The sequence below is a fragment of the Pedobacter sp. JY14-1 genome, assembly GCF_029269825.1.
Classification (GTDB): Bacteria; Bacteroidota; Bacteroidia; order Sphingobacteriales; family Sphingobacteriaceae; genus Pedobacter.
Window position 1 is genome coordinate 849,564 of record NZ_JARJHU010000003.1, and the last position, 22,660, is coordinate 872,223.

Here is a 22,660-nt window from a genome sequence, read left to right on the forward strand (position 1 = left end):
TTATACTGCAACGTTGTTTTCCCTCAGTGCATCGTTCAGCGAAGTCTTCTTATCAGTAGACTCCTTACGCTTTCCGATAATCAATGCGCATGGCACCTGATATTCGCCAGCCGGAAATTTTTTCGCATAACTTCCCGGAATTACCACCGAGCGGGCAGGGACAATACCCTTATATTCTACTGGTTCCGGCCCGGTTACATCAATAATCTTGGTGGAAGCCGTGAGCACCACATTTGCACCCAGAACAGCTTCCTTCTCAACACGTACGCCTTCTACCACGATAGCCCTTGAACCCAGAAAGCAGTTGTCTTCAATAATGACAGGGGCAGCCTGGACCGGTTCCAGAACACCTCCAATACCTACACCACCGCTCAGGTGTACATGCTTGCCAATTTGTGCGCATGAACCCACAGTAGCCCAGGTATCTACCATTGTACCTTCATCCACATACGCCCCGATATTTACATACGAAGGCATCAGGATCACACCCTTTGACAGGTATGCGCCATAACGGGCGCTTGCACCCGGTACAACTCTTACTCCCAACTCTTTGTAATTGGTTTTAAGCTTCATTTTATCGTGGTACGTGAAGGGGCCAGCTTCAGAAACCTTCATTTCCCTGATCGGGAAGTAAAGGATTACTGCTTTTTTGATCCATTCATTGACACCCCAACTGTTCAACACCGGCTCCGCTACCCGAAGTTCACCTTTGTCCAGTTGCAGGATGATGGTTTCAATCGCCTCGCAGTACTCTGCATATTCCAGTAAAGTCCTGTCTTCCCAGGCCGCTTCAACCAGTTTTTTTAAATCTGCTATCATTTGATGTTATTTTTTGACAAAATAAATCAATTTTATGGGATTGGGAGGCGTTTGTTGACATATAATCTTCTTTTTGCACTAAATTTGAGTTATGAGCGAACAGGAGAAATTAAGGATTGATAAATATCTTTGGGCTATCAGACTTTTTAAAACAAGAAGTATGGCGACTGAAGCGTGTAAGGCTGGAAGAGTTAAGCTAAACGGGCAGAACGTTAAACCGTCGGCAATTGTAAAGCCTGGTGACATTTATCAGGTGTCTAAAGGGATCGAGCGGAAGGTGATCGAAGTTGTGGAATTGCTTTACAACCGTGCAGAGGCAAAGATCGCGGTCACCAAGTACCGGGACATCACTCCTGTAGAAGAAACACATGCATTCAAATCCGTATTTCATGCACCTGCTTTAAAACGCGACCGTGGAACCGGCCGGCCAACTAAAAAAGACCGCCGGGAAACTGATGAACTCATCAGAGGTATATTCGGTGAAGATGATGAAGATTAAAAGAAAAGCCGGTTCTGGAAAGAACCGGCCTGAAATACTTTAATCTGGTTTAAACGCCTTACTTTTTGTAATCCTCATTCAGCCCATTGATCACCTCGTTCGTTACATCCAGGCTCTCGTCTGCAAATAGGATTGCACTGTTACCTTTTGCATAGGTCAGCACCATTTTATACCCTTTTTTCTTTGCATAACCTTTCAGGTAATCTGCAATCTTGTCATACAGCTTTACATTTTCCGAATTTTGTTCATTTTGCAATGCCGCGGCAGCGTTTTGCTGATAAGCCTGGAACTCCTGTTGTTTGCGGCCCAGGCGCTCCTCCGTAGCAGCACGCTGATCGGCAGGTAATGTGCTCTGCTGAGCCTGGTATTGAGCTACCTCACGCTGAAAAGCCTGCCCTTTAGATTGTACATCCTGTTCGGCCTTTTTTGCTTTTCCATCCATACGAACTTTCAGGTCCTTGAAATACTGGTACTTGCTCAGTAGCGAATCCGAGTTCACATATACAATCTTTTCGCTGCTGCTCACTTCAGTAGCCGCAGGTTTCACAGCACCTGCCGTTTTCTCTTTGTCCTGGCAGGAAGCCATCAGGGAAACCACTGCTACCGCCGCGGCCAGGCTACCTAGTTTTGTTGTTTTTTTCATTAGCTATTGCTCTTGTTCTGTATTTGTTTTCTGTTCATTAAGTAAAAGCAAGACCGGTTTGGCATGCTTTGCCACAAATATAAAATTTACAATGTAGTTATCCACATTTGCCTTAAATTAAGCGCAATTGGTTATTTTTGATATCTTATTGTTTCAACTAAAATTATGAGCGAAGAACAGGATTCAAAATCAAATTATTCGGCAGATAACATACAGGTTCTGGAGGGATTGGAAGCGGTGCGAAAGCGCCCTTCGATGTATATAGGGGATACTGGTGTCAAAGGTTTGCACCATCTTGTTTATGAGGTAGTGGACAATTCCATTGATGAGGCCCTTGCCGGATACTGTACCGATATCTTTGTAACCATACATGAAGGCAATTCCATTACTGTTGAGGATAACGGGAGGGGCATCCCTACAGGAATCAATACGAAAGAAGGTAAATCGGCCCTTGAAATCGTAATGACTGTACTCCACGCCGGTGGTAAATTTGATAAAGACACTTATAAGGTTTCCGGCGGTTTGCATGGTGTGGGTGTCAGTTGCGTTAACGCACTTTCCACCCACGTGAAAACCGTTGTACACCGTGAAGGCAAGATATTTACCCAGGAATACGAACGTGGGAAACCGCTGTTCGACGTCAAGGAGATCGGTACTTCAGACAAAACAGGTACCATTCAGACCTTCCAGCCTGACCCCGAGATCTTTACCCAGACCATCGAGTATCGTTATGATACCCTGGCTTCCAGGCTTCGCGAACTTGCGTTCCTTAACAAGGGCATAAAACTTACACTTACCGACGAGCGGGAAAAAGATGAGCAAGGTAATTTCCTGTCCGAACTTTTCTATTCCGAAGGCGGCCTTAAGGAATTTGTACAGTTCCTTGACGGTAACCGTCCGTCACTGATCGAATCTCCGATTTATGTCGAAGGTATCAAAAATGGCATTCCCGTAGAACTGGCGATGCAGTATAACGATAGCTACACCGAAAATGTACACTCCTACGTCAATAATATCAATACTCATGAAGGAGGTACCCATATTGCCGGTTTCCGCAGAGGCCTGACCCGTACGCTGAAAAACTACGCTGATAAATCAGGGCTGCTCAAGAACGTAAAATTTGAAATTACCGGTGACGATTTTCGTGAAGGACTTACTGCTGTCGTTTCTGTTAAGGTAGCTGAGCCGCAGTTTGAGGGCCAGACCAAAACCAAACTTGGGAATTCCGAGGTGACCGGTGCAGTGGATATTGCCGTAGGTGAGGCTTTAGGCAATTACCTTGAAGAAAATCCACGGGAAGCCAAGTCTATTGTCAATAAGGTTATACTCGCCGCTACCGCACGGGCCGCAGCCCGTAAAGCCAGGGAGATGGTGCAACGCAAAAGTGTCATGGGAGGTTCCGGCCTTCCGGGAAAACTGGCTGACTGTTCCGACAATGATCCGGAGAAATGCGAGATCTTTCTTGTCGAAGGTGACTCTGCAGGCGGGACTGCCAAGCAGGGCCGTGATCGTAACTACCAGGCTATTCTCCCATTGAAGGGTAAGATACTCAATGTGGAAAAGGCTATGGAGCATAAGATCTATGAGAATGATGAGATCAAGAATATGTTTACGGCATTGGGTGTCAGTATCGGTACCCCGGAAGATGATAAGGCACTTAACCTCACTAAACTGCGCTACCATAAGATCATTATCATGACAGATGCGGATATTGACGGATCGCACATCACAACGCTTATTCTTACCTTTTTCTTCAGGTATATGAAGGCGCTTATCGAGGCAGGTTATGTTTATATCGCTGCTCCGCCGCTTTATATGGTGAAGAAGGGTAAGGAATTTGAATATTGCTGGAATGACCAGCAGCGCGATGCTGCCGTGCAGCGACTTAAGGGGGCAGGCAAGGAAGACAGCGTACACATACAGCGCTACAAAGGCCTTGGAGAAATGAATGCAGAACAGCTTTGGGATACCACCCTTGATCCTTCGAGACGAACACTCATGCAGGCAACCATAGAAAATGCCGCCGAATGTGACCATACCTTTTCCATGCTCATGGGTGACGATGTGGCACCGCGCCGTGACTTCATTGAAAGGAATGCTAAATATGCAAAAATCGACGCCTAAAGGCCTGTCTCTGAATAGCAATCCGATAATAAAAATATAAAAGGATAAGCGGCGACCCAAAAAAGGTCGCCGTTTTTTGTTGTACTTTCGGGCATACACATAGCTTAAATGCCCTATGAAGCAAACCCGGTAGCGGGGCAACTTTCTGTTTTAGCTTCCGCTCATTGGTAAATAGAAAGAATAATAATAACTTTGATGAAAAGGGAGACTTTTAAAATATACAGGATATGGTGAAATTGTTTGTCGCGAATATCAGCGACAATGTGAGCGAGATCAGGCTCATCGAAATGTTTAGCTTGCACGCCTTAGTAAGCAGCATTAAATTGATCGTAGATAAGCAATCCGGAAAAAACCTTTATGGCTTTGTAGAAGTGCAGGACAAATTTGCTGCCGACCGGGCAATAGAAGCACTCGACGGGCTGGAACTTGGTGGTAAACGCCTCAATGTAAAGATCGCGGAGGAAAGGGCCAAGACTTTTGTAAAAAAGGGGTCGGGTAACAAGGGACCTGAAGCCGGTAAGTTTGGAGGCAGTAAATTTACAGGCAACAAGTTTACAGGCAATAAATATCCGGCCAAAAACGGCCGTACCTCGGCATAAACTATACGGGGCTGGTGCAATAATTTGGTTATTATCGTTTTTATCTTAATTTATTTCCGGAACATTATGCGGACAGTGCAGGCTTATGCTTAAATTTATAGGAGTTCAAACCCCTATGTAAGATGAACAAAGCCAGACTGATCGCTGTTTCACTGTTCTTATTCTGCCTGCAGGCAGCTCTTCCCAGCGCCAGTGCATTGACCATTTATGTTGCCCCCGACGGTAAGGACAACAACCCGGGCACAGCGAAGGCACCATTCGCCACACTTACCGCTGCAAGGAATTATCTCCGGCAGTTGCGTAAAGATAAAAAGCTCAAAGAAGCCGCTGAAATCGTTGTCAGTCCTGGTATCTACCGGCTCACTGAACCTATTCAATTCGGTGCAGAAGATTCCGGAACGGAAAATGCACCATTGATTATCCGGAACAAGGGTAATGCGAGGCCAATCTTTAGCGGGGGTATACAGTTGCCGATCTTCAAAAAAGTATCAGATACGCTCTGGAAAATTGACCTGACGGATGTTACGGGTTATAATGGTGATATTCAGCAACTATTTATTAATGGCAGACGGGCAGTAAAGGCGAGAACACCCAATGAGGGCCAGGATTTTAGCCTGACCAACGTATCCGAGCGGTTTACAGATGCTGCAAAGAAAAAGGCAGAGCAAAAGCTCATGCTCAGTAAAGAACAACTTGCAGTACTCCCGGTCAATAAACCGCTGGAAAAGCTCATCATTTCGATTAATCATGCCTGGGACCGTACACGCAAGCCGGTTAAGCGTATTTCGTTTTCTGACACAGCCATCTACATTGCCGGGAGTCCAATGCAGCCCTGGAATAAACTCGATAACAGTGCCCAGTTCTATTTTGAAGGTGAACGGGACTTTCTGGATGTACCCGGAGAATATTACTTCGATAAGGATGCTTCAAGCCTGTACTATATTCCCCGGCCGGGAGAGGAACCTGAACAATGTACAGCTATCGTGCCTGTTACTGAAAAACTGTTGATTATTTCTGGTACTGGCGAACAAAAGGTAACAAATATCCAGTTCAGGGGGCTTTCTTTCCGTTATAGTCGTTACGTTATGCCTGAAGAAGGTGAAGAACCTGCGCAGGCCGCTGCGCCTACAGAGGCTGCAATCATGGTAGATCATGCGCGTAATGTCATTTTCGATCGATGTGAGGTCAGCCATGTATCAACCAATGCCATCTGGTTCAGAGCCGGCTGCAGCAATATTGCACTGACTACTTCCTACCTGTACGATCTGGGTATCGGCGGGGTGAAGATCGGAGAAATCAACATGCCTGCAGCGGCCAGTTCCAAGACGGACAGCATTACTGTTGACAACAATATTATCTGGTCCGGGGGGTACGTTATCCCTACAGGTGTAGGGATAATGGTCTTCCATTCGGGAGACAATACTATATCTCATAATGAGATAGCAGATTTCAGGTATTCTGGTATCTCTTTGGGTTGGGTATGGGGTTATGGAGAAAGCCCGGCCAAGCGGAACAAAATAGTCTACAATCATATCCATCACCTGGGCTGGGGACAACTTAGTGACATGGGGGGCATCTATACGCTTGGCCCATCTGAGGGGACCATTGTCAGCAACAATGTGATCCATGATATTTATTCGTATGGTTATGGAGGCTGGGGCCTGTATACCGATGAAGGCTCAACGGGCATTCTGGAAGAGAACAACTTAGTCTACAACTGTAAAAGTTCTGGCTTCCATCAGCACTACGGTAAAGACAACACGATACGCAATAATATTTTTGCCCTTAACACCAATGCCCAGTTGCAGGCTACACGTATAGAGCCACATCGTTCTTTTAACTTTACCCGTAACATTGTCTATTTCAACAGTGGTAAACTGGGAGAAAACAATTGGGGAAAGGTGACTGCCAGGCTTGACAGCAATATTTATTGGGATACCCGTAACCCGGATATGAAGACAACAGAGCCCAGTTCACTGGTCGCCGACCCTTTGTTTACAGACCCCGGCAACTTTGACTTCAGCTTCAAAAGCAATAAAGTGATCGGAAAGACGGGCTTTAAGCCTTTCGACTATAGTAAGGCAGGAGTATACGGCAGTAGCCAGTGGAAGGAATTGGCTCAGTTTGACCCCATTATCGCACGTAGATTCGATGAAACAGTCCAGAAACTTCAGTCTTTTGAAAAGCCTTAGCCAGCCATCTGGTGGTGATGGTGTGCTGCAGGAGCCAGTTTCTTAAAATTCAGTGTTTTCAGCTTAATTGCTTTAGGGCTGTTGTTACCCTCCGTTATCGTCAGGAATTGGTTAGGTTTCACATTTTTGAACTTCTGAACCAAACCACTTCCATGCCATTTGATCTCCACCTCATCGATCAGTTCTGCAGCACCAATACCAATTTCTCTTCTGAAAGGGGCCGATCCAAAGCTGCCTCCTGAATTTACATCGCGGAAAATATACCGCACTTTACCCTTTTCCCGAACTGTCAGCTTAACACTGCTCCCAATGGCTGCCTTATTAGACTTTACGCCCTCAAGCGTAATATTGATCCAGTTGTTTTTATTCTGACCCGGGTTCAAATAGAACGCACTGGGGAACGCGTCACCCTCATAAGCGCCACCTAAGTCCATGTAAATATCCTGGTCACCGTCGTTATCGAAATCTGCAAAGCCAACGCTGTGGCCTTTCTGCAGGCTCCCAACCCGCGCAGAAGTAGTAACTTCGTTGAAACCTTTGTTGCCGTTATTCCTAAACATACGGTTCGGTACCAGTGATTCAAAGTTCGGATTTCCAGTTCCAAAGAACATATCCAGGTAACCATCGTTATCAATGTCGCCAAAGTTAGAACCCATGGCAAATATACCGCGCGCCAGTCCAGATTCTTCCGTAACATTCTTAAAGGTACCGTCTCCATTATTGTGGTACAGCACAGCCTGACCCTTATGTTCCTTAGATAAGCCAGACGCCTCAGTGCCAGCATAATAGGCTAGTGTCTTGTTAAAAGAATAATCACATGCCACAATGTCCAGCCATCCGTCATTGTCATAGTCAAAGAACCAGGTCGCGAAACTACTATTCTGGTCTTTTGTAAAACCTGCCTTTTCAGATAAGTTTTCAAACACCGGTATTTTGCTCTTTTTACCCTTATTTTTCAGCAATAGCCGTGTCCCGTCCATCGCGCTTATAAACAGGTCCTTCCATCCATCATTGTCATAATCACCCGAAGTCACCCCTTTTACGAAATGGATCAGGTCTACACCTGCCTGTTTTGCCACATTGGTAAATGTGCCATCCTGATTATTGATGAATAATTCACAAGGATGCTGCATGTCGGGATTATCCGGAAAACTTTCATTGCCAATGAAGAGATCAAGCCAGCCATCGTTGTTAAAGTCGTTCCAGGTGGCAGTTTGTGTCGGATGTGCGGATAGCAGGCCGCTCTGTATGGTCACTTCCGTAAAAGTGCCATCACCATTGTTTCTCAGCAAGGAATTGTGATGGTTACCCAACTCACCTTTCCACCCGCCGCGTAGCACCAGTATGTCTTTAAAGCCATCATTGTTATAGTCTGCATGGTTGATATTCAGCCCGCTCGTGATTTCTCTCAGTCCCGATTCTTTTGAGCGGTCACTAAAGGTGCCGTCAGCATTGTTATGGAAATAATGCATGGGTTCTTCCAGGCCCCATGCAGAAGTGACGATATCAATATAACCGTCATTATCGAAGTCCTCAGTAATCACACCACCAGCCTGATTGCTTACATTGATCTTCAGGTCTGCGGCAAGGTCTTCAAAGGGAAGTACCTTGTCCTTTTCCGGGTACGGGTCGGTAAGCAGGTATCGCTTAGGCACTCCATGCGGATACTTGCCCAAGGTCATATAGGCCAGATTCAACAGCCACTTCGATTCCATATCATCAGGTTGGCGGCCCAGAATTTTCTCATATAGCGCTATGGCCTTGGTTGATCCCGACGGATCACGGTGCACACCTCCGCCTTGTATCGGATAAATGCAAGATTCCGCATTGTGATTGGTCAGGCAGTTGTTCAATTCTGCCATCCGAAGATAGGCCATGGCCATTTCAGGTTGCAGTCTCTGCAGGTCAAACTGTGTATTGAGCACCGTTGAGTCCATTTCAATTGCTTTAAACAGTTCAATGGTTTTGTCTACCTGGCCCATTTTCATAAACTCTTGTGCGCGCTGGTAATTTATCCGCAGAATCGTATATACGTCAGCTGTCTTCAGCACGGAATCTAAAAATACCATCCTTGCTTTCGGATTGTAAATATTGTCATGGTTATTCGCCTCGTCCAGTTCTGATTTGTTAATTGTTTTCATTTCAGCCCGGGCTTTTTCATCAGCAGAAGGACCGCAGGATGTAAGCAGCATGAATGCCAGCGATATTGCAAAGAATTTAAAACAGTTCATAAGGTTCAATTGCCTCTAAAATAGTGATATTCAAGAGAAAAGCTCTTGTAATATTTAAGCGACAAAAGGTTGGGCATAGCAAGGGCACAGCAGTATTCTGGAGGGGCATTCATGAACAAGCCGAACCATTTTGCCCAAGAACTTTCCTTTGTGCCTCCTTTATAGCCCCTTCTCGAAAGCACAAACTGCCAATGGCATGTCTGACTTCTGCACAGTGCTGAGGTATAAAATAAACGTTTTTTTGACGTTTATTAATTGTTTTGTTAACTTAGTTAGGCACACAAGCCGCCCGTTTAATGAAAAAAAGAAGTTTAAACAGCATATTACTTCATCTGCTACCCGTTATTTTAATGATTGCTGCTGCATTTCAAAGTCTTTATGCGCAGAATTTCAGGAACCCTGCCATCTTTGCAGATGTACCGGACATGTCGATGATCAGGGTTGGAAATTCTTATTACATGAGTAGCACAACCATGCACCTGAGTCCAGGTCTTCCGATCATGAAATCCAAAGATCTGACCAACTGGGAAATCGTTAGCTATGCTTATGATACATTGGGTAATCCTGATGCGCTGAAACTTGAGCAAGGTAAGAATGCCTACGGACAGGGCTCCTGGGCAAGCAGTTTAAGATATCATAAAGGGGTATTTTATGTTTCCACATTTTCTTCGACTACAGGTAGAACTTATATTTTCAGTACAAAGAACATCGAAAAGGGCCCCTGGAAACGCCAGGCATTTTCACCGGCACTGCACGACCACTCGCTATTTTTCGATGACGATGACAGGGTTTATATGGTTTATGGAAGCGGAAAGATCATGCTGGCAGAACTCAGTCGCGATCTCTCCGGCCTGAAGCCAGACACGAAGCCGCAGGTATTGATCGAAAACGCTAGCCTGGCCGCGGGTACAGCAGTTGGTTTACCGGCAGAAGGTTCGCAACTGTTCAAGGTCAATGGCAAGTACTTCCTGTTCAATATCTGCTGGCCCAAGGGAGGCATGCGCACCGTACTGATACACCGTGCCGATCAGTTGAAAGGTCCTTATGAAGGCCGGATAGGTTTACAGGATAAAGGTGTTGCTCAAGGCGGATTGGTCCAGACAAGCAGAGGAGCATGGTATGCTTACCTCTTCAGGGATTTCGGTGCTATCGGCAGGATTCCTTACCTGGTCCCGGTAAGCTGGGCGGACGGCTGGCCAGTTATTGGCAGAGGGGGCAAAGTTCCTGATGCGCTTGATCTTCCAGAGGCCGATAGTTCCTTAAGTGGCATCGTTCATACGGACGAATTTGACAGAAAAGCAGGCCAGCCGATCCTTCCTCAAGTCTGGCAATGGAATCACAATCCCGACAACAGCCACTGGTCACTGCGCAAGCGGTCCGGATACCTCAGACTTACCACCAGCAGGACGGACAGCAATGTATTGCAGGCCAGAAATACACTGACCCAAAGAACCTTTGGTCCAAAGTCTTCGGCGCATATAAAAATCGACGTTTCAGGAATGAAAGATGGGGATATTTCCGGCCTGGTGCTGCTCCAAAAGAAATATGGATGGATAGGAGTGAAAATGATGAACGGAAAGAAGTTTATCTGCCGGAAAACAGCAGATGGTGCTGAAGACCTTAAGCAGGTGCCGCTGAAACAGAACATAGTTTATCTTCGGGCAGATTGCGACTTCCGTTACAGAAAAGACGTCGCTGTTTTCTATTACAGCCTGGACGGAAGTTCATGGACATTAACTGGAGAGCCATTCCACATGCAATATACCATCCCGCATTTCATGGGCTACAGGTTTGGCCTGTTCAGCTACGCTACGCTCACCGCAGGCGGCTACACCGATTTCGACTATTTTCGTGTCGGTGGCAGGAAAGACCTTCCCGATTCAGCCTCACCATATCAGCGTGTGCAAACTTATATCAATCCGGTTTTGCCGGGAGATCACCCGGATCCGACTCTCCTCAAGGTCGGAGACGATTTTTACCATTGCGGTTCCAGCTTTCACTTTAATCCCTACATGCCCATTTATCACTCTAAAGATCTGGTACATTGGGAGATCATTTCAAGAGTACTAAGTCCGGAAGTCGCTTCATTCGTAACCGACAAACCGTCGGCAGGTACCTGGCAGGGTGCCATCACTTATTTTTACGGCCATTACTGGATCTACTTCTCTTCAGGAGGGCAGTGGCTCAGCAGAGCCGACGCTCCGACAGGTCCTTGGTCCAGGCCGGTGCAGGTCCGGAGCAATCCTGAAACCGGTAACCTAGGTTATGACAATTCAATTTTTGTAGATGATGATGGTAAGCCATATATGGTGATTAAAAATGGTCAGAAAGTAAATCGTCTTCAGGAACTCGGCAGGGATGGACAGCTTACCGGGCATGTGATCAATATGGACTGGATCAACGCAAAGTTGCAGTACAGCTGGGCTGAAGGTCCGGTAATGTGTAAGCGCAACGGCTACTACTACTATTTTCCCGCCGGCGATGTCTCGGGGGGCCAATATGTACTCCGGGGGACAGCGCTGACCGGGGATTCTACTAAATGGGAGCGTCTGGGCAACTTTTTCAAGCCAATAATGGATGGGAAGGTGGGCTTTCGGAGCCCCAACCACATCGCCGCCCCCGTTCAATTATCGGATGGCAGCTGGTGGACAATTGGTCAAAGCTATGAGAAGTATGGCGATGACGACTGGTCTGGTATGGGTAGACAAACCGCGCTCTACCCGATAACCTGGGAGGGTGATCGTCCATGGGGTATGGCGCCGACAACCGCACCCATAACCAGGCCATCTCTGCCAAAATCAGGTATTGCTTGGAGAAGTGTGAATACAGATTATTTCGACAGCGATTCACTGGGTTTATGGTGGCATTTCCTCAATCGGAAAGCAGCATCGGCATACTCCCTGAAACGCAAAGCGGGCTGGTTAACGCTGACGCCAGATACAGGTCTTGCACATCTTGTACAGAAAGAAACAGACCATTTTTATACGGCAGTAACTAAAATTGATCTTGTTAAGTCCGGCAAGGAAGGAATGGCCGGACTTTACCTGACGAATGGCAATCAAAAAGTTCAGGTAAAGCTTTATAGTCATGTCGTGAATGACCGCAGGAAGATTATCTTCCAGGTAGATACCGCTGTTCAAAGTGCCGGTGGAGCGATAGGGGACGTGGTATGGCTCAAACTGGTGCGTGAGGAGCACCTGTTAACTGGATTTTATAGTGCTGACGGGAAAAATTGGACTGCAGTTGGCAAGGCGCTAAGCGCAGTTGGACTGGATAAAGTGCAACCGGATTTCAATTCCTGGGTTGGCACCAGTGTCGGTCTTTTTGCTGAAAAGGGAATCGCATCCTTTGACTTTTTCATCTGCAAGGATGGGACATCGATTTTGCCTGCAGTGGGCTTTAATAATCAATATGGCCTGTCAATATCTAAAGACCCTAAAGGTAAAGCAGTGATGACCAGTACAGACCAAGGGGGCTGGCTGATGATTTCAGGAGTCGAACTGGGCAGAAAATCGCCTTCGGCGGTATCGGTGTTGGCATCATCAGCTACGGGAGGGAAGGTGGAAATCTGGATGGATGATATCGGACACGAAGGTCAACTGCTCGCTACATTATCCCTCCCTGCCACTTCCGGCAAATGGCGCAGCTTTGAAGTACCGGTGAAAGAGATCTTCGGACAGCACGACATCTTATTAAAAGTTCTTCCAGCAGAAAGTCAGTCGGTCTCTATTCAAAATATCAGGTTCATGCCTTAAATAAAAAGGATGTTATTTGGTGGCATCAGTCTTTATACATTGTTATGATCGCGTCCCGAAATACAGGGCCAGGAAAACTCCGGTTTCCTTTCTTCTGCGCTTCCAGAAGATCAATGCCAGTCCGAACAGAATTTCCAGGTAGCTCGGGATCTTTGGCCGGAACACGACGTGACGTTTGCGCTTACGAAGTGCACAGCTACCTCCCGGTAGAATGGCATTTACAAGCGAAAACGTAGATCAGGGGTATCAAAGGACTAGCCTGGATACCGGAGCAATACATGGAAGAGATTCCCGTCGTCGCATTGATGGAGGAGCTCTATGTGAAGCAGTATCGCTGAGCACCTGGTCGGCTAGCTCAAGGACTTACCGTTTCTATGCCGTGCTCATCTGTGCTGGATTCTTCCTGATCTTCTGTCGCCTCCGTTTCATCCTGTTCCTCTTCGGCTACCTCCGGCTCTTCTGATGGCTCAGCAGGTGTGTCACCTTGCTTTTCCGTCTGATCCGGAGCAGCCGGGACTTCGGTACTTTCGGTGCTCGGTATTACTGTCTCAATCTGCGCCCCCGGATCTGCATCGGGTGCCAGATGTTCAGTAATATTGTCTTTCAGCTCCTGCTTAGATTTATTGTTCAATTCTCCCATAAATTAACTTTTTTATCAGATCAACACTTCGGGCACCCCAGATGTTTGCTACATTATCCTACCTTTGACAGCAGTGACGTAAACATGTCGCAGCGCTGACGCAATCCCTGAATGATTTGAAAAATATCTTTGTCAGAAAATAAAGACAATGAAGAACAACGATTTAGCAAAGAAAATCAAAGAGCTACGTGCACGCAAAGGGATGAGCCAGGAAGAACTCGCCCAGAAATCCGGCCTTAGCCTGCGTACGGTACAGCGGATCGAGGGCGGGGAAACGGAGCCCAGGGGAGATACGCTCCAGCGGATCGCAAACACATTGGGCATTACCCCAGATGACTTGTTTGACTGGACAGAATTTGAGGATACCCGGTTCCTGGTGGTGCTTAATCTTTCGGCAATCAGCTTTCTCGCCTTCCCATTGCTGGGGATACTTTTACCGCTCGCATTGTGGACGATGAAAAAGGAAAAGGTCAGGTTGGCAAATGATATGGGCAAACGTATCCTGAACTTTCAGATCACTTGGTGTGTCTTATTGGGACTTGGCGTCTTTTTGCCTGTCACATTACAGATCTTTCATATTGACTTGCCATTTAGGTCTGTCAGTGTGATGAACTTAGGAGTGGCTGAGCTGTTATTTATCCTGATCCCGTTGATTTTATACGCACTCAATATACTGATGATATTGTATAATGCATTCAGGGCAAATCAAAGTAAACAGGCACGATACTATCCTTCGATTTCGTTTTTGAGATAAGAAAATGAATCATTTGTCTGGCAATCTCTGGCGCTAAGTTTTAGCTGAAATTGTTAAATCTTTACAATAGAAAGGGGATGGGAAGCTGGTGAGTGTCTCGGTGTATTTTATCGGTTATCGTTCCGGGCCAGTGGGGGCCAGTGCTGTTCGATTCCGTACAGTGCTGGCCGTTTATGGACAATGGCATTTGAATATAAGAAATTTTAAATATTGCAAATGCCTCTTTTATATGCCGTTACTCCATCTCTACCCCAAAATGATGATGGGGAATACTATTTGGTAGTGCCAGTTTAAAATTTGAATGATGAAATTACTGAAAGCATGCGTGCTCGCCGTCCTGCTTGCCCCGGCAACCGGGCTGCGGGCCCAGTACCGGGTTAAACTCAGCCCTAAAGTCAATCTGGAAACTAGCGTTAACCTGGAAACCTATTTCTTTGTGGAAAAACTTGCCGTGGAGCACATTGGCAATTATGTTTTCGACAATAAGGACAGTAACTATGACCACCAGCCCATCGTGCGTTTTGCATTTCAATATTTCAGGCGATATACCGACAGCACTTACGTATTGAAGATGGCGGAAACGATCAGGGCACTGCGTGACCACTATTATGACAATGGCCCGATTATGAATTACCTGCTTAACCAGAAGCCATTTCCGGTTGCCGGCCCCTTATATCCGCAGGTTGCGCTTCCGGCGACCGACCGGAAAGGCGATTCGCTGCTTGTCGCGCTGACGGCTGAACTTCGCAAGTTTTATGTGCGTGCTAGGGTCGGCGCTTTTCTGAAATCGGGTGCCGCTTTTTATAAGGGGGCATTGGGTGAGGTGGCGAAGGACATTGATGTGCCTTCATTCCGGGGACTGGAACAATGGTTTGGACAGTCTTTTCCCGCATATCGGATCTATTTGGTGCCATCCATGCCGATTACCGCCGGAGAAGACAGCTATCGGGGATATGGACCCGGAATTGTCTCGCCATCAGGACCGGTGCCTGCTATGATTATGAGTTCCAGTAAGATGCTGCCGTTACAGCAAAACCTTTCTGGCTACCATCACTATGGTTTTGACAATCCCGGGGTTACACATATGCTGACCAAGCATGAAATCGGCCATTCTTTTGTTAACCCCATCCTCGAAAAGTATTTTGACGAACTGGACAGAGATTCAGCATTATTTACACCGAAGTTCAAGGCGGCACTGGCACCAGTATATATCAACAGCTGGCGGATTTGTATTATTGAGCATCTTGTACGTTTGGGCGAGATCCGCACTGCGCTCAGTATCGGGAATACAATTGAGGCTGAAAGACTTAGAAAAGTGCACATCGGTGAATACAAGTGTGTCCTGATTCCCCTGATGGAGGCCGAAATCGTCAAATATGAAAAGAACCGGTCCAGGTATCCGACATTTGAAAGCTACCTGCCGGAACTCGTTGCCTGGTTTCATCAGCTGACCCCTGAGAAAGTAGATCAGCAGGTAGATCTATGGTAAATCCTCGTGCAGGAACAACCTGGTTTTTTTGTAGTCGATTACTGCATGATATCTTAACAATAAGTCGCTGCCGATGATGCCGGCGATGGGCGGATGGCCAAAACCTTTGTAGGTATTGTTGACGCTTTCCAGATCCAGCGCTACAGCATCGTAGTCCCGGATGCAAAGTCTGCCGATCCTCAGCTCCGGTAGTACCGCCTGTATAGTGCCAGAGGTAGTAAACAGTGTGGTGGCCAGATCGCCTTCACGATGATCAAGGCCTGGAAGGTGCCCTTGTAATAAGGACTTGTCAAATACAGAGCGCGAGGCACCGGTATCGACTACTGCATAAAGCCTGAGGCCAAAGATGACGATATCCGCCAGGAGGTGGAAACCGTCATCTTCCAGGCTGATCAGGGTAAGTGGAACGGTAATTGTCCGCATGTACAACTGTAGTTCCGCTTATGACAATAAGTTCATATCTGCAAGCACTCCGTTCATGTTGCGTACGGCATCAGCGCTTTTATTGAAGGCAGCCTGCTCTTCCTCACTCAGCTTGAGATCGATGATCTTCTCTACACCGTTTTTACCGATAATGACTGGTACGACAAGTGAAATGTCCTGCTGTCCGTATTCACCGTCCAGGTAGACGCCAGAAGAGATTAGTTTTTTCTCGTCGCGCACAATACTCTCCACCATTGCCGCGGAGCCTGCACCGGGTGCGTACCAGGCAGAAGTTCCGATGAGTCCTGTAAGTGTAGCGCCGCCGACCATAGTGGCTTTGACGACTTTTTCCTGTTGTTCCGGAGTCAGAAGCTGAGTTACGGGCACACTGTTCCATGTGGCATGCTGGATCAGCGGAACCATGGTGGTGTCACCATGTCCTCCGATCACCACTGCATTGAGATCTGCGGGTGAGCATCCCAGCTCCAGGCTCAGATAATATTTGAACCTTGCCGAATCGAGTGCCCCACCCATACCCAGGATGCGGTTTTTAGGTAAACCCGAGGTTTTAAGCGTCAGGTAGTTCATGGTGTCCATCGGGTTGGATACCACAATGATGATGGTTTCCGGAGAATACTTAAGGATGTTTTCAGTAACTCCTTTGACGATGTTGGCATTGGTGCCGATCAGTTCCTCCCTGGTCATTCCTGGTTTACGTGGAAGTCCGGAAGTAATCACTACGACCTGCGAACCTGCCGTAGCAGCGTAATCGTTGGTGACGCCCCTGATCTTTGAATCGAAGCCCAGAAGTGCTGCAGTCTGCATCATGTCTATGGATTTGCCTTCTGCGAAGCCTTCTTTTATATCCAGTAATATTAATTCTTCTGCCAGTTCCTTTCTGGCGATGTTATCGGCACACGTAGCGCCCACTGCTCCTGCTCCTACAATCGTAATTTTCATAATACCAAGTAGTTTTAAGGGTTACTAAATCTCCTGTAAAGTAGTAAAATTTTATTTGAAAACTTTATGCCATATTGGGGGTTTTTACCCTAAAGCATTTACATTTGCCGCCTAGCCTAAACAGTAGCGAGCCATGAAGAACAAGCCGGTGCCTAAAGTCGATATTGTGCTATTTGCAGGAAAATGGCATTCCCTGTATACCATACCTGGTTTTTGGGACAGGCACTGGAGACAAGCTACCCATACTTATGTAATCCATCCGGATGGTTATTATGCTGTATTTACGAGTTACAGGTCGTCGGGGCAGGAAAAGATACGTTATATGCGTTCCAAGCTCTTTGTAGTACGGGGAACAGGCAACGCAGAGATGAAGATACAATTTGTATGGCCCTTCAAAATCGACTACTGGGTTATTGAGCTCGCCGAAGATTATACGTATATGGTCGTTGGACACCCTGAATGTAAAAGTCTGAGTATTATGTCCCGCAATCCTGGAATGGCACCGGAGCAACTGGAGGCGATCATTGGCCGCTGTGCCGGGAAAGGCTATGATACCAGTCAGCTGGTTTCCCAGGAGCATCATACTGGCGTCAGTTCTCCGCTACAGCGACATTAGTTTTCCACGCTGTCTCCGGATACCTGCTGAAATTGCTTAATTTTGGGTATGTACTTGATTTTTGATACGGAGACCACGGGACTTCCGCGCAATTATAATGCGCCGGTTACGGATACGGACAACTGGCCAAGGTGTATTCAGATTGCCTGGCAGTTGCATGATGAACTGGGGGGACTGATCGAAAACCAGGATTATCTGGTGCGTCCTGAGGGGTTCAATATCCCTTACGACGCAGAGCGGGTACACGGGATCTCGACCGAGCTGGCGCGGGAGCAAGGTATCTCGCTGGCAGAAGTGGCTGAAAAATTCAGGGCAGCTTTGGCCAAGGCGAAATTTATTGTAGGCCAGAACATTGGCTTTGATATCAACATTATGGGCTGTGAATTTCACAGGCTGGGTATGGAGAATATCATGCTTGGGATGCCTGTTCTCGATACCTGTACCGAAGTAACGGCCGAACTGCTGAGGTTGCCTGGCGGAAGAGGCGGAAAATTCAAGCTACCCAATCTTACTGAATTGCATGAATACCTATTCGGTGAGCCTTTCGCAGAGGCACATAATGCAACGGCCGACGTAGAGGCGACAACTAGGTGTTTCTTACAGTTGATCAAAGCTGGTGCCTTTAAAGCCGAAGAACTGAGGTGTGACGCAGGTTACCTGGACAGATTTAAGGAAAGGAACCCGGGGATGATCCGTAAGGCCGGCCTTAAACACATCAACCTCAAAGCAGCTTCCGAAGACATTAGAAAGCGGCTCGCGCGTATAAGCGGGGCCGGGGTTTCAGAAGAAGCCCTGAAAGTCAATAAGGAACTACTGGATAAGGCTGTATTTGCGCATCTGCACAACCATACGCAGTTCTCTGTATTGCAGTCTACCATTAATATTCCTGCACTTATCAAGGTGGCGGCAGCACATCAGATGCCTGCGGTAGCCATAACTGATCATGGCAATATGATGGGTGCTTTTCATTTCGTATCGCAGGTGCTGAACCATAACAAGGCGGCCGAGGCGAAGAACGCTGCAGCGCTTGAAGCGGGAGAAGTACCGACGGAAACCGTGATCAAGCCGATTGTAGGCTGTGAGTTCTTCGTATGCGATAACCATGAAGACAAAAAGCGAAAGGACGATGGTTACCAGATCGTGATGCTGGCCAAGAACAAGAGAGGATATCATAACCTCGCAAAGATGTCTTCCATTGCCTATACCAGGGGATTTTATTATGTACCCAGGATAGACCGGGCGGTGATCGAACAATATAAGGAAGACATTATTGTGCTTTCCGGTAATCTTTACGGGGAAATCCCGAGTAAACTACTGAATATCGGTGAACGCCAGGCTGAGGAGGCGCTGCTGTGGTGGAAGGAGATGTTCGGCGAAGATTTTTACATTGAAGTCATGCGCCACAACCAGGACGACGAGAACATTGTGAACGCTTCACTGATCGCACTGGCCAGGAAACATGATGTTAAAATCGTCGCAACGAACAATACTTATTATGTTTCCAGGAAAGACGCCAATGCGCATGACATTTTGCTGTGCGTAAAAGACGGGGAGAAGCAGGCGACACAGATCGGACGCGGAAGGGGTTTCAGATATGGGTTGCCGAACCAGGAGTATTACTTCAAATCGTCAGCAGAAATGAAGGAACTCTTTGCTGACCTGCCGGAGGCGATTGTAAATATTGCCGAGATCGTCGGAAAGATCGAAACCTATAAGCTGGCACGGGAGGTATTGCTTCCCAAATTCGATATTCCCGAAGAATTCCAGGTAGCAGAAGATGAGAAGGACGGAGGTAAACGCGGTGAAAATAAATACCTTCGTTATCTGACCTACCGTGGTGCGGAACGCAGGTATAAGGAACTGACACCAGATATTACCGAACGACTGGATTTTGAGCTGCAGACGATTGAAAAGACCGGTTACCCGGGCTATTTCCTGATCGTGCAGGATTTTATTGCAGAGGCGAGGAACCTGGATGTATCCGTAGGACCGGGGAGGGGTTCGGCTGCGGGTTCTGCGGTTGCCTATTGCCTCGGGATTACCAATATAGATCCCATCAGGTATGACCTTCTGTTTGAGAGGTTTCTGAATCCGGACAGGGTGTCCATGCCGGATATCGATATCGATTTCGACGATGAGGGCCGGGGCCGGGTAATGGACTATGTGATCCGGAAATATGGTGCGAACCAGGTAGCGCAGATCATCACTTATGGTACGATGGCCGCCAAATCTTCGATCAGGGATACGGCGCGAGTACTGGATCTGCCGCTGTTTGAAGCAGACAAGATTGCCAAGCTGATCCCCAATATGAAGCTGGCGAAGATCTTCGCACTGGAAGAAAAGGCCCTGAAGGATCAACTTCGTGCAGATGAATACGAAAAGGTACTGGAACTGAAGGCCTTGGCAGGCAGTAAGAACCTGACTGCAGAAACGATCCTGCAGGCGCAGGTCCTGGAGGGCTCCTTGCGGAATACCGGTATCCACGCCTGTGGGGTGATCATTACGCCAGATGACATTACGAACTTCGTGCCTGTATCTACAGCAAAGGATTCTGACCTGTATGTGACCCAGTTTGATAACTCTGTAGTAGAGAGTGCCGGTCTGTTAAAGATGGATTTTTTGGGCCTGAAGACGCTGACCTTGATCAAGGATACGGTGAAACTGGTGAAGCTTGGACACGGAATAGAGCTCGACCCGGATAATTTCCCGATAGACGACGTAAAGACCTATGAACTTTTCCAGCGGGGTGAGACAATCGGTATCTTCCAGTATGAAAGCAGCGGCATGCAGAAATATATGAAGGAGCTGAAGCCTACGGTGTTTGGCGACCTGATTGCCATGAATGCCCTGTACCGTCCGGGTCCGCTTGAATATATTCCCAGTTTTGTGCGCAGGAAGAACGGGGAGGAAGAGATCAGATATGATCTGGATGCCTGTGAGGAATACCTGAAGGAAACCTATGGTATTACCGTTTATCAGGAACAGGTCATGCTCTTGTCGCAAAAGCTGGCCGGATTTACCAAGGGCGAGGCTGACGTGCTCCGTAAGGCAATGGGCAAGAAGCAGAAGGATGTGCTGGATAAAATGAAACCTAAATTTGTATCGCAGGCTGCAGAAAAAGGCCATGATCCGGCCATTCTCGAGAAGATATGGAAAGACTGGGAGGCCTTTGCATCCTACGCCTTCAATAAATCGCATTCTACCTGTTATGCCTGGATCGCTTACCAGACGGCTTATCTTAAAGCGCATTACCCGGCAGAATATATGGCTGCGGTGCTTTCCAACAACATGAGCGATATCAAGCAGGTGGCCTTCTTTATGGAAGAGTGCAAGCAGATGGGTGTAACGGTACTTGGCCCCGATCTTAACGAATCAGATATTAAGTTTTCCGTTAACGCCCAGGGAGAGATCCGTTTCGGGTTGTCTGGTATTAAGGGCGTAGGCGAGAAAGCGGTGGAAAGTATCATCGAGCAGCGTATGCAGGATGGGATCTATAAGGATGTCTATGATTTCGCCCGCCGCTCCAATACCCGTACGGTCAATAAAAAGGCTTATGAGAGCTTTGTGTACAGCGGGGCCTTTGACGGTTTTGGCTTTCACCGGGCACAGTATTTCCATATAGGGCCAAATGATAAAATGAACGGCATGGAAAAGCTGATCAAGTACGCCAATGATTTTCAGAATAACGAATCATCTTCACAATCCTCACTGTTTGGTGGATCAGTGGCAGACCTGATCCTGGAACCTGCGCTGCCGGTGGCTCAGGAATGGAGCCTGATAGACCGCTTAAAATATGAGAAAGATGCAATCGGGATCTTTCTTAGCGGACATCCCCTGGATAATTACCGACTGGAACTGCGTGAATTCTGTCCGCATAAAGTAAGGCACCTGGCTATTGTAAACAAGGTAAGAAGCGGCGATACGAATGAAGAGATACTGGCCGAGTTTGAAACGATTAAAAACCGGGAACTGGTGGTAGGTGGTCTTGTTGCCATGGCCTCACAACGTATGACCAAGACGGGGAAGCCGTTTGGTACCCTGGTATTTGAGGACTATGACGATACCTGCGAGCTGGCTTTGTTCGGGGACGATTTCATCAAGTTCAAGCAATTCCTTACAGATGGGTATTTCCTGCAGATCAGGGGCCGGATAGGAGAGCGTTTCCGAAAAGAGGGCGACTGGGAATTTAAAATTACCTCCATTAACCTGCTTTCGGAGCTACGGGATAAACTGGCCAGGAGCGTAACAATACAGATACCACTGGAGCGTATTACTGATGATCTGGTACAGCGCATTTACACGGTCATTCAGGACAATAAGGCGAGCAGCGGGCAGCAGAACTGTCAGCTGCTGTTTGACATATACGACCGGGACCAGAACGTAACCTTGAAAATGCCTTCTAAATCAGTGAAGATCAGCCCAGATAATCATTTGCTGGAACAATTGGCCGCACTGAATGTTAACCCTAAGTTGAACTAATGTCAAATTGACATTACGAGAATTCATGGCATTAGTATTGATCATATATTTGTGTAAATAAAAAACTAGAATTATGGCATTGGAAATTACAGATGCAAACTTCGAGGAAGTTGTATTGAAGTCAGATAAACCTGTTTTGGTCGATTTTTGGGCAGAGTGGTGCGGTCCATGCCGCATGGTGGGCCCTTCTGTAGACGAGATCTCTAAAGAATATGAAGGAAAAGCCGTGGTGGGTAAAGTAAATGTTGACCACAATCCTCAGATTTCAACTCAGTTCGGCATCCGTAACATACCCGCGCTTTTGTATTTCAAAAACGGCGAGGTCGTAGACAAACAGGTTGGTGCTGTGCCTAAATCAGTGCTTTCCCAGAAACTTGATAAACAACTGTAAGGACTACAGTTTATGATAAACATTAAAGGCGTCCGCAATTGCGGAC

At 47.1% G+C, this 22,660-nt stretch carries 16 protein-coding genes; 10 read left to right on the top strand and 6 right to left on the bottom strand.

The genetic code is table 11. The features are described from left to right. Complete coding sequence (locus tag P2W84_RS09960) at positions 1–819, bottom strand: 2,3,4,5-tetrahydropyridine-2,6-dicarboxylate N-succinyltransferase (protein ID WP_276089963.1); 819 nt, start codon at positions 817–819, stop codon at positions 1–3. Positions 820–910: 91 nt separating this feature from the next. Between P2W84_RS09960 and P2W84_RS09965 the strand changes: the two genes are divergently transcribed. Then, entirely contained in the window at positions 911–1,318 is a 408-nt protein-coding gene (locus P2W84_RS09965) for an RNA-binding S4 domain-containing protein (protein WP_276089964.1), read from the top strand. 58 nt (positions 1,319–1,376) lie between these two features. Here P2W84_RS09965 and P2W84_RS09970 read toward each other — a convergent pair whose 3' ends face one another. Further along, complete coding sequence (locus P2W84_RS09970) at positions 1,377–1,961, bottom strand: OmpH family outer membrane protein (RefSeq protein WP_276089965.1); 585 nt, start codon at positions 1,959–1,961, stop codon at positions 1,377–1,379. 165 nt (positions 1,962–2,126) lie between these two features. On the opposite strand from P2W84_RS09970, the gene gyrB reads away from it, so the two are divergent. The 3 genes from gyrB to P2W84_RS09985 all read left to right on the top strand — a co-directional run bounded on the left by gyrB (position 2,127) and on the right by P2W84_RS09985 (position 6,876). Further along, positions 2,127–4,085 (top strand): DNA topoisomerase (ATP-hydrolyzing) subunit B, encoded by a 1,959-nt coding sequence (gene gyrB / locus P2W84_RS09975; protein WP_276089966.1) that lies wholly within the window; start codon positions 2,127–2,129, stop codon positions 4,083–4,085. 227 nt (positions 4,086–4,312) lie between these two features. Then, entirely contained in the window at positions 4,313–4,684 is a 372-nt protein-coding gene (locus P2W84_RS09980; protein ID WP_276089967.1) for a hypothetical protein, read from the top strand. 122 nt (positions 4,685–4,806) lie between these two features. After that, positions 4,807–6,876, top strand: a complete 2,070-nt coding sequence (locus tag P2W84_RS09985; RefSeq protein ID WP_276089968.1) for a right-handed parallel beta-helix repeat-containing protein — start codon at positions 4,807–4,809, stop codon at positions 6,874–6,876. Here the strand turns inward: P2W84_RS09985 and P2W84_RS09990 are convergent. Next, the gene (locus P2W84_RS09990) at positions 6,873–9,017 is read right to left on the bottom strand and encodes a CRTAC1 family protein (RefSeq protein ID WP_276089969.1); all 2,145 of its coding nucleotides are present in this window, start codon (positions 9,015–9,017) and stop codon (positions 6,873–6,875) included. The two genes, P2W84_RS09985 and P2W84_RS09990, sit on opposite strands and share 4 nt — an antisense overlap. 386 nt (positions 9,018–9,403) lie before the next feature. Between P2W84_RS09990 and P2W84_RS09995 the strand changes: the two genes are divergently transcribed. Further along, complete coding sequence (locus P2W84_RS09995; protein WP_276089970.1) at positions 9,404–12,862, top strand: family 43 glycosylhydrolase; 3,459 nt, start codon at positions 9,404–9,406, stop codon at positions 12,860–12,862. 355 nt (positions 12,863–13,217) lie between these two features. Here P2W84_RS09995 and P2W84_RS10000 read toward each other — a convergent pair whose 3' ends face one another. Further along, positions 13,218–13,502 carry a hypothetical protein gene (locus P2W84_RS10000; RefSeq protein WP_276089971.1) on the bottom strand — a complete coding sequence of 95 codons (285 nt, stop codon included), beginning with the start codon at positions 13,500–13,502 and terminating at the stop codon, positions 13,218–13,220. A 148-nt stretch (positions 13,503–13,650) separates the two neighbouring features. Between P2W84_RS10000 and P2W84_RS10005 the strand changes: the two genes are divergently transcribed. Then, positions 13,651–14,256: a helix-turn-helix domain-containing protein gene (locus tag P2W84_RS10005; RefSeq protein WP_276089972.1), complete on the top strand. Its 606-nt coding sequence runs from the start codon at positions 13,651–13,653 to the stop codon at positions 14,254–14,256. Positions 14,257–14,560: 304 nt separating this feature from the next. After that, positions 14,561–15,745, top strand: a complete 1,185-nt coding sequence (locus tag P2W84_RS10010; RefSeq protein ID WP_276089973.1) for a DUF4932 domain-containing protein — start codon at positions 14,561–14,563, stop codon at positions 15,743–15,745. Here P2W84_RS10010 and P2W84_RS10015 read toward each other — a convergent pair. Both P2W84_RS10015 and mdh read right to left on the bottom strand, forming a co-directional pair. Beyond that, on the bottom strand, positions 15,737–16,168 hold the full coding sequence (locus P2W84_RS10015; RefSeq protein ID WP_276089974.1) for a retropepsin-like aspartic protease: 432 nt from the start codon (positions 16,166–16,168) through the stop codon (positions 15,737–15,739). The two genes, P2W84_RS10010 and P2W84_RS10015, sit on opposite strands and share 9 nt — an antisense overlap. A gap of 18 nt (positions 16,169–16,186) precedes the next feature. Then, the gene (gene mdh / locus P2W84_RS10020; RefSeq protein WP_276089975.1) at positions 16,187–17,128 is read right to left on the bottom strand and encodes a malate dehydrogenase; all 942 of its coding nucleotides are present in this window, start codon (positions 17,126–17,128) and stop codon (positions 16,187–16,189) included. Between the two features lie 133 nt (positions 17,129–17,261). Between mdh and P2W84_RS10025 the strand changes: the two genes are divergently transcribed. The 3 genes from P2W84_RS10025 to trxA all read left to right on the top strand — a co-directional run bounded on the left by P2W84_RS10025 (position 17,262) and on the right by trxA (position 22,614). Continuing rightward, positions 17,262–17,744: a lipocalin family protein gene (locus P2W84_RS10025; protein WP_276089976.1), complete on the top strand. Its 483-nt coding sequence runs from the start codon at positions 17,262–17,264 to the stop codon at positions 17,742–17,744. A gap of 48 nt (positions 17,745–17,792) precedes the next feature. Beyond that, entirely contained in the window at positions 17,793–22,223 is a 4,431-nt protein-coding gene (gene dnaE / locus P2W84_RS10030) for a DNA polymerase III subunit alpha (RefSeq protein WP_276089977.1), read from the top strand. 73 nt (positions 22,224–22,296) lie between these two features. Then, complete coding sequence (trxA, locus tag P2W84_RS10035) at positions 22,297–22,614, top strand: thioredoxin (RefSeq protein WP_276089978.1); 318 nt, start codon at positions 22,297–22,299, stop codon at positions 22,612–22,614. The last annotated feature ends 46 nt before the right edge of the window (positions 22,615–22,660 follow it).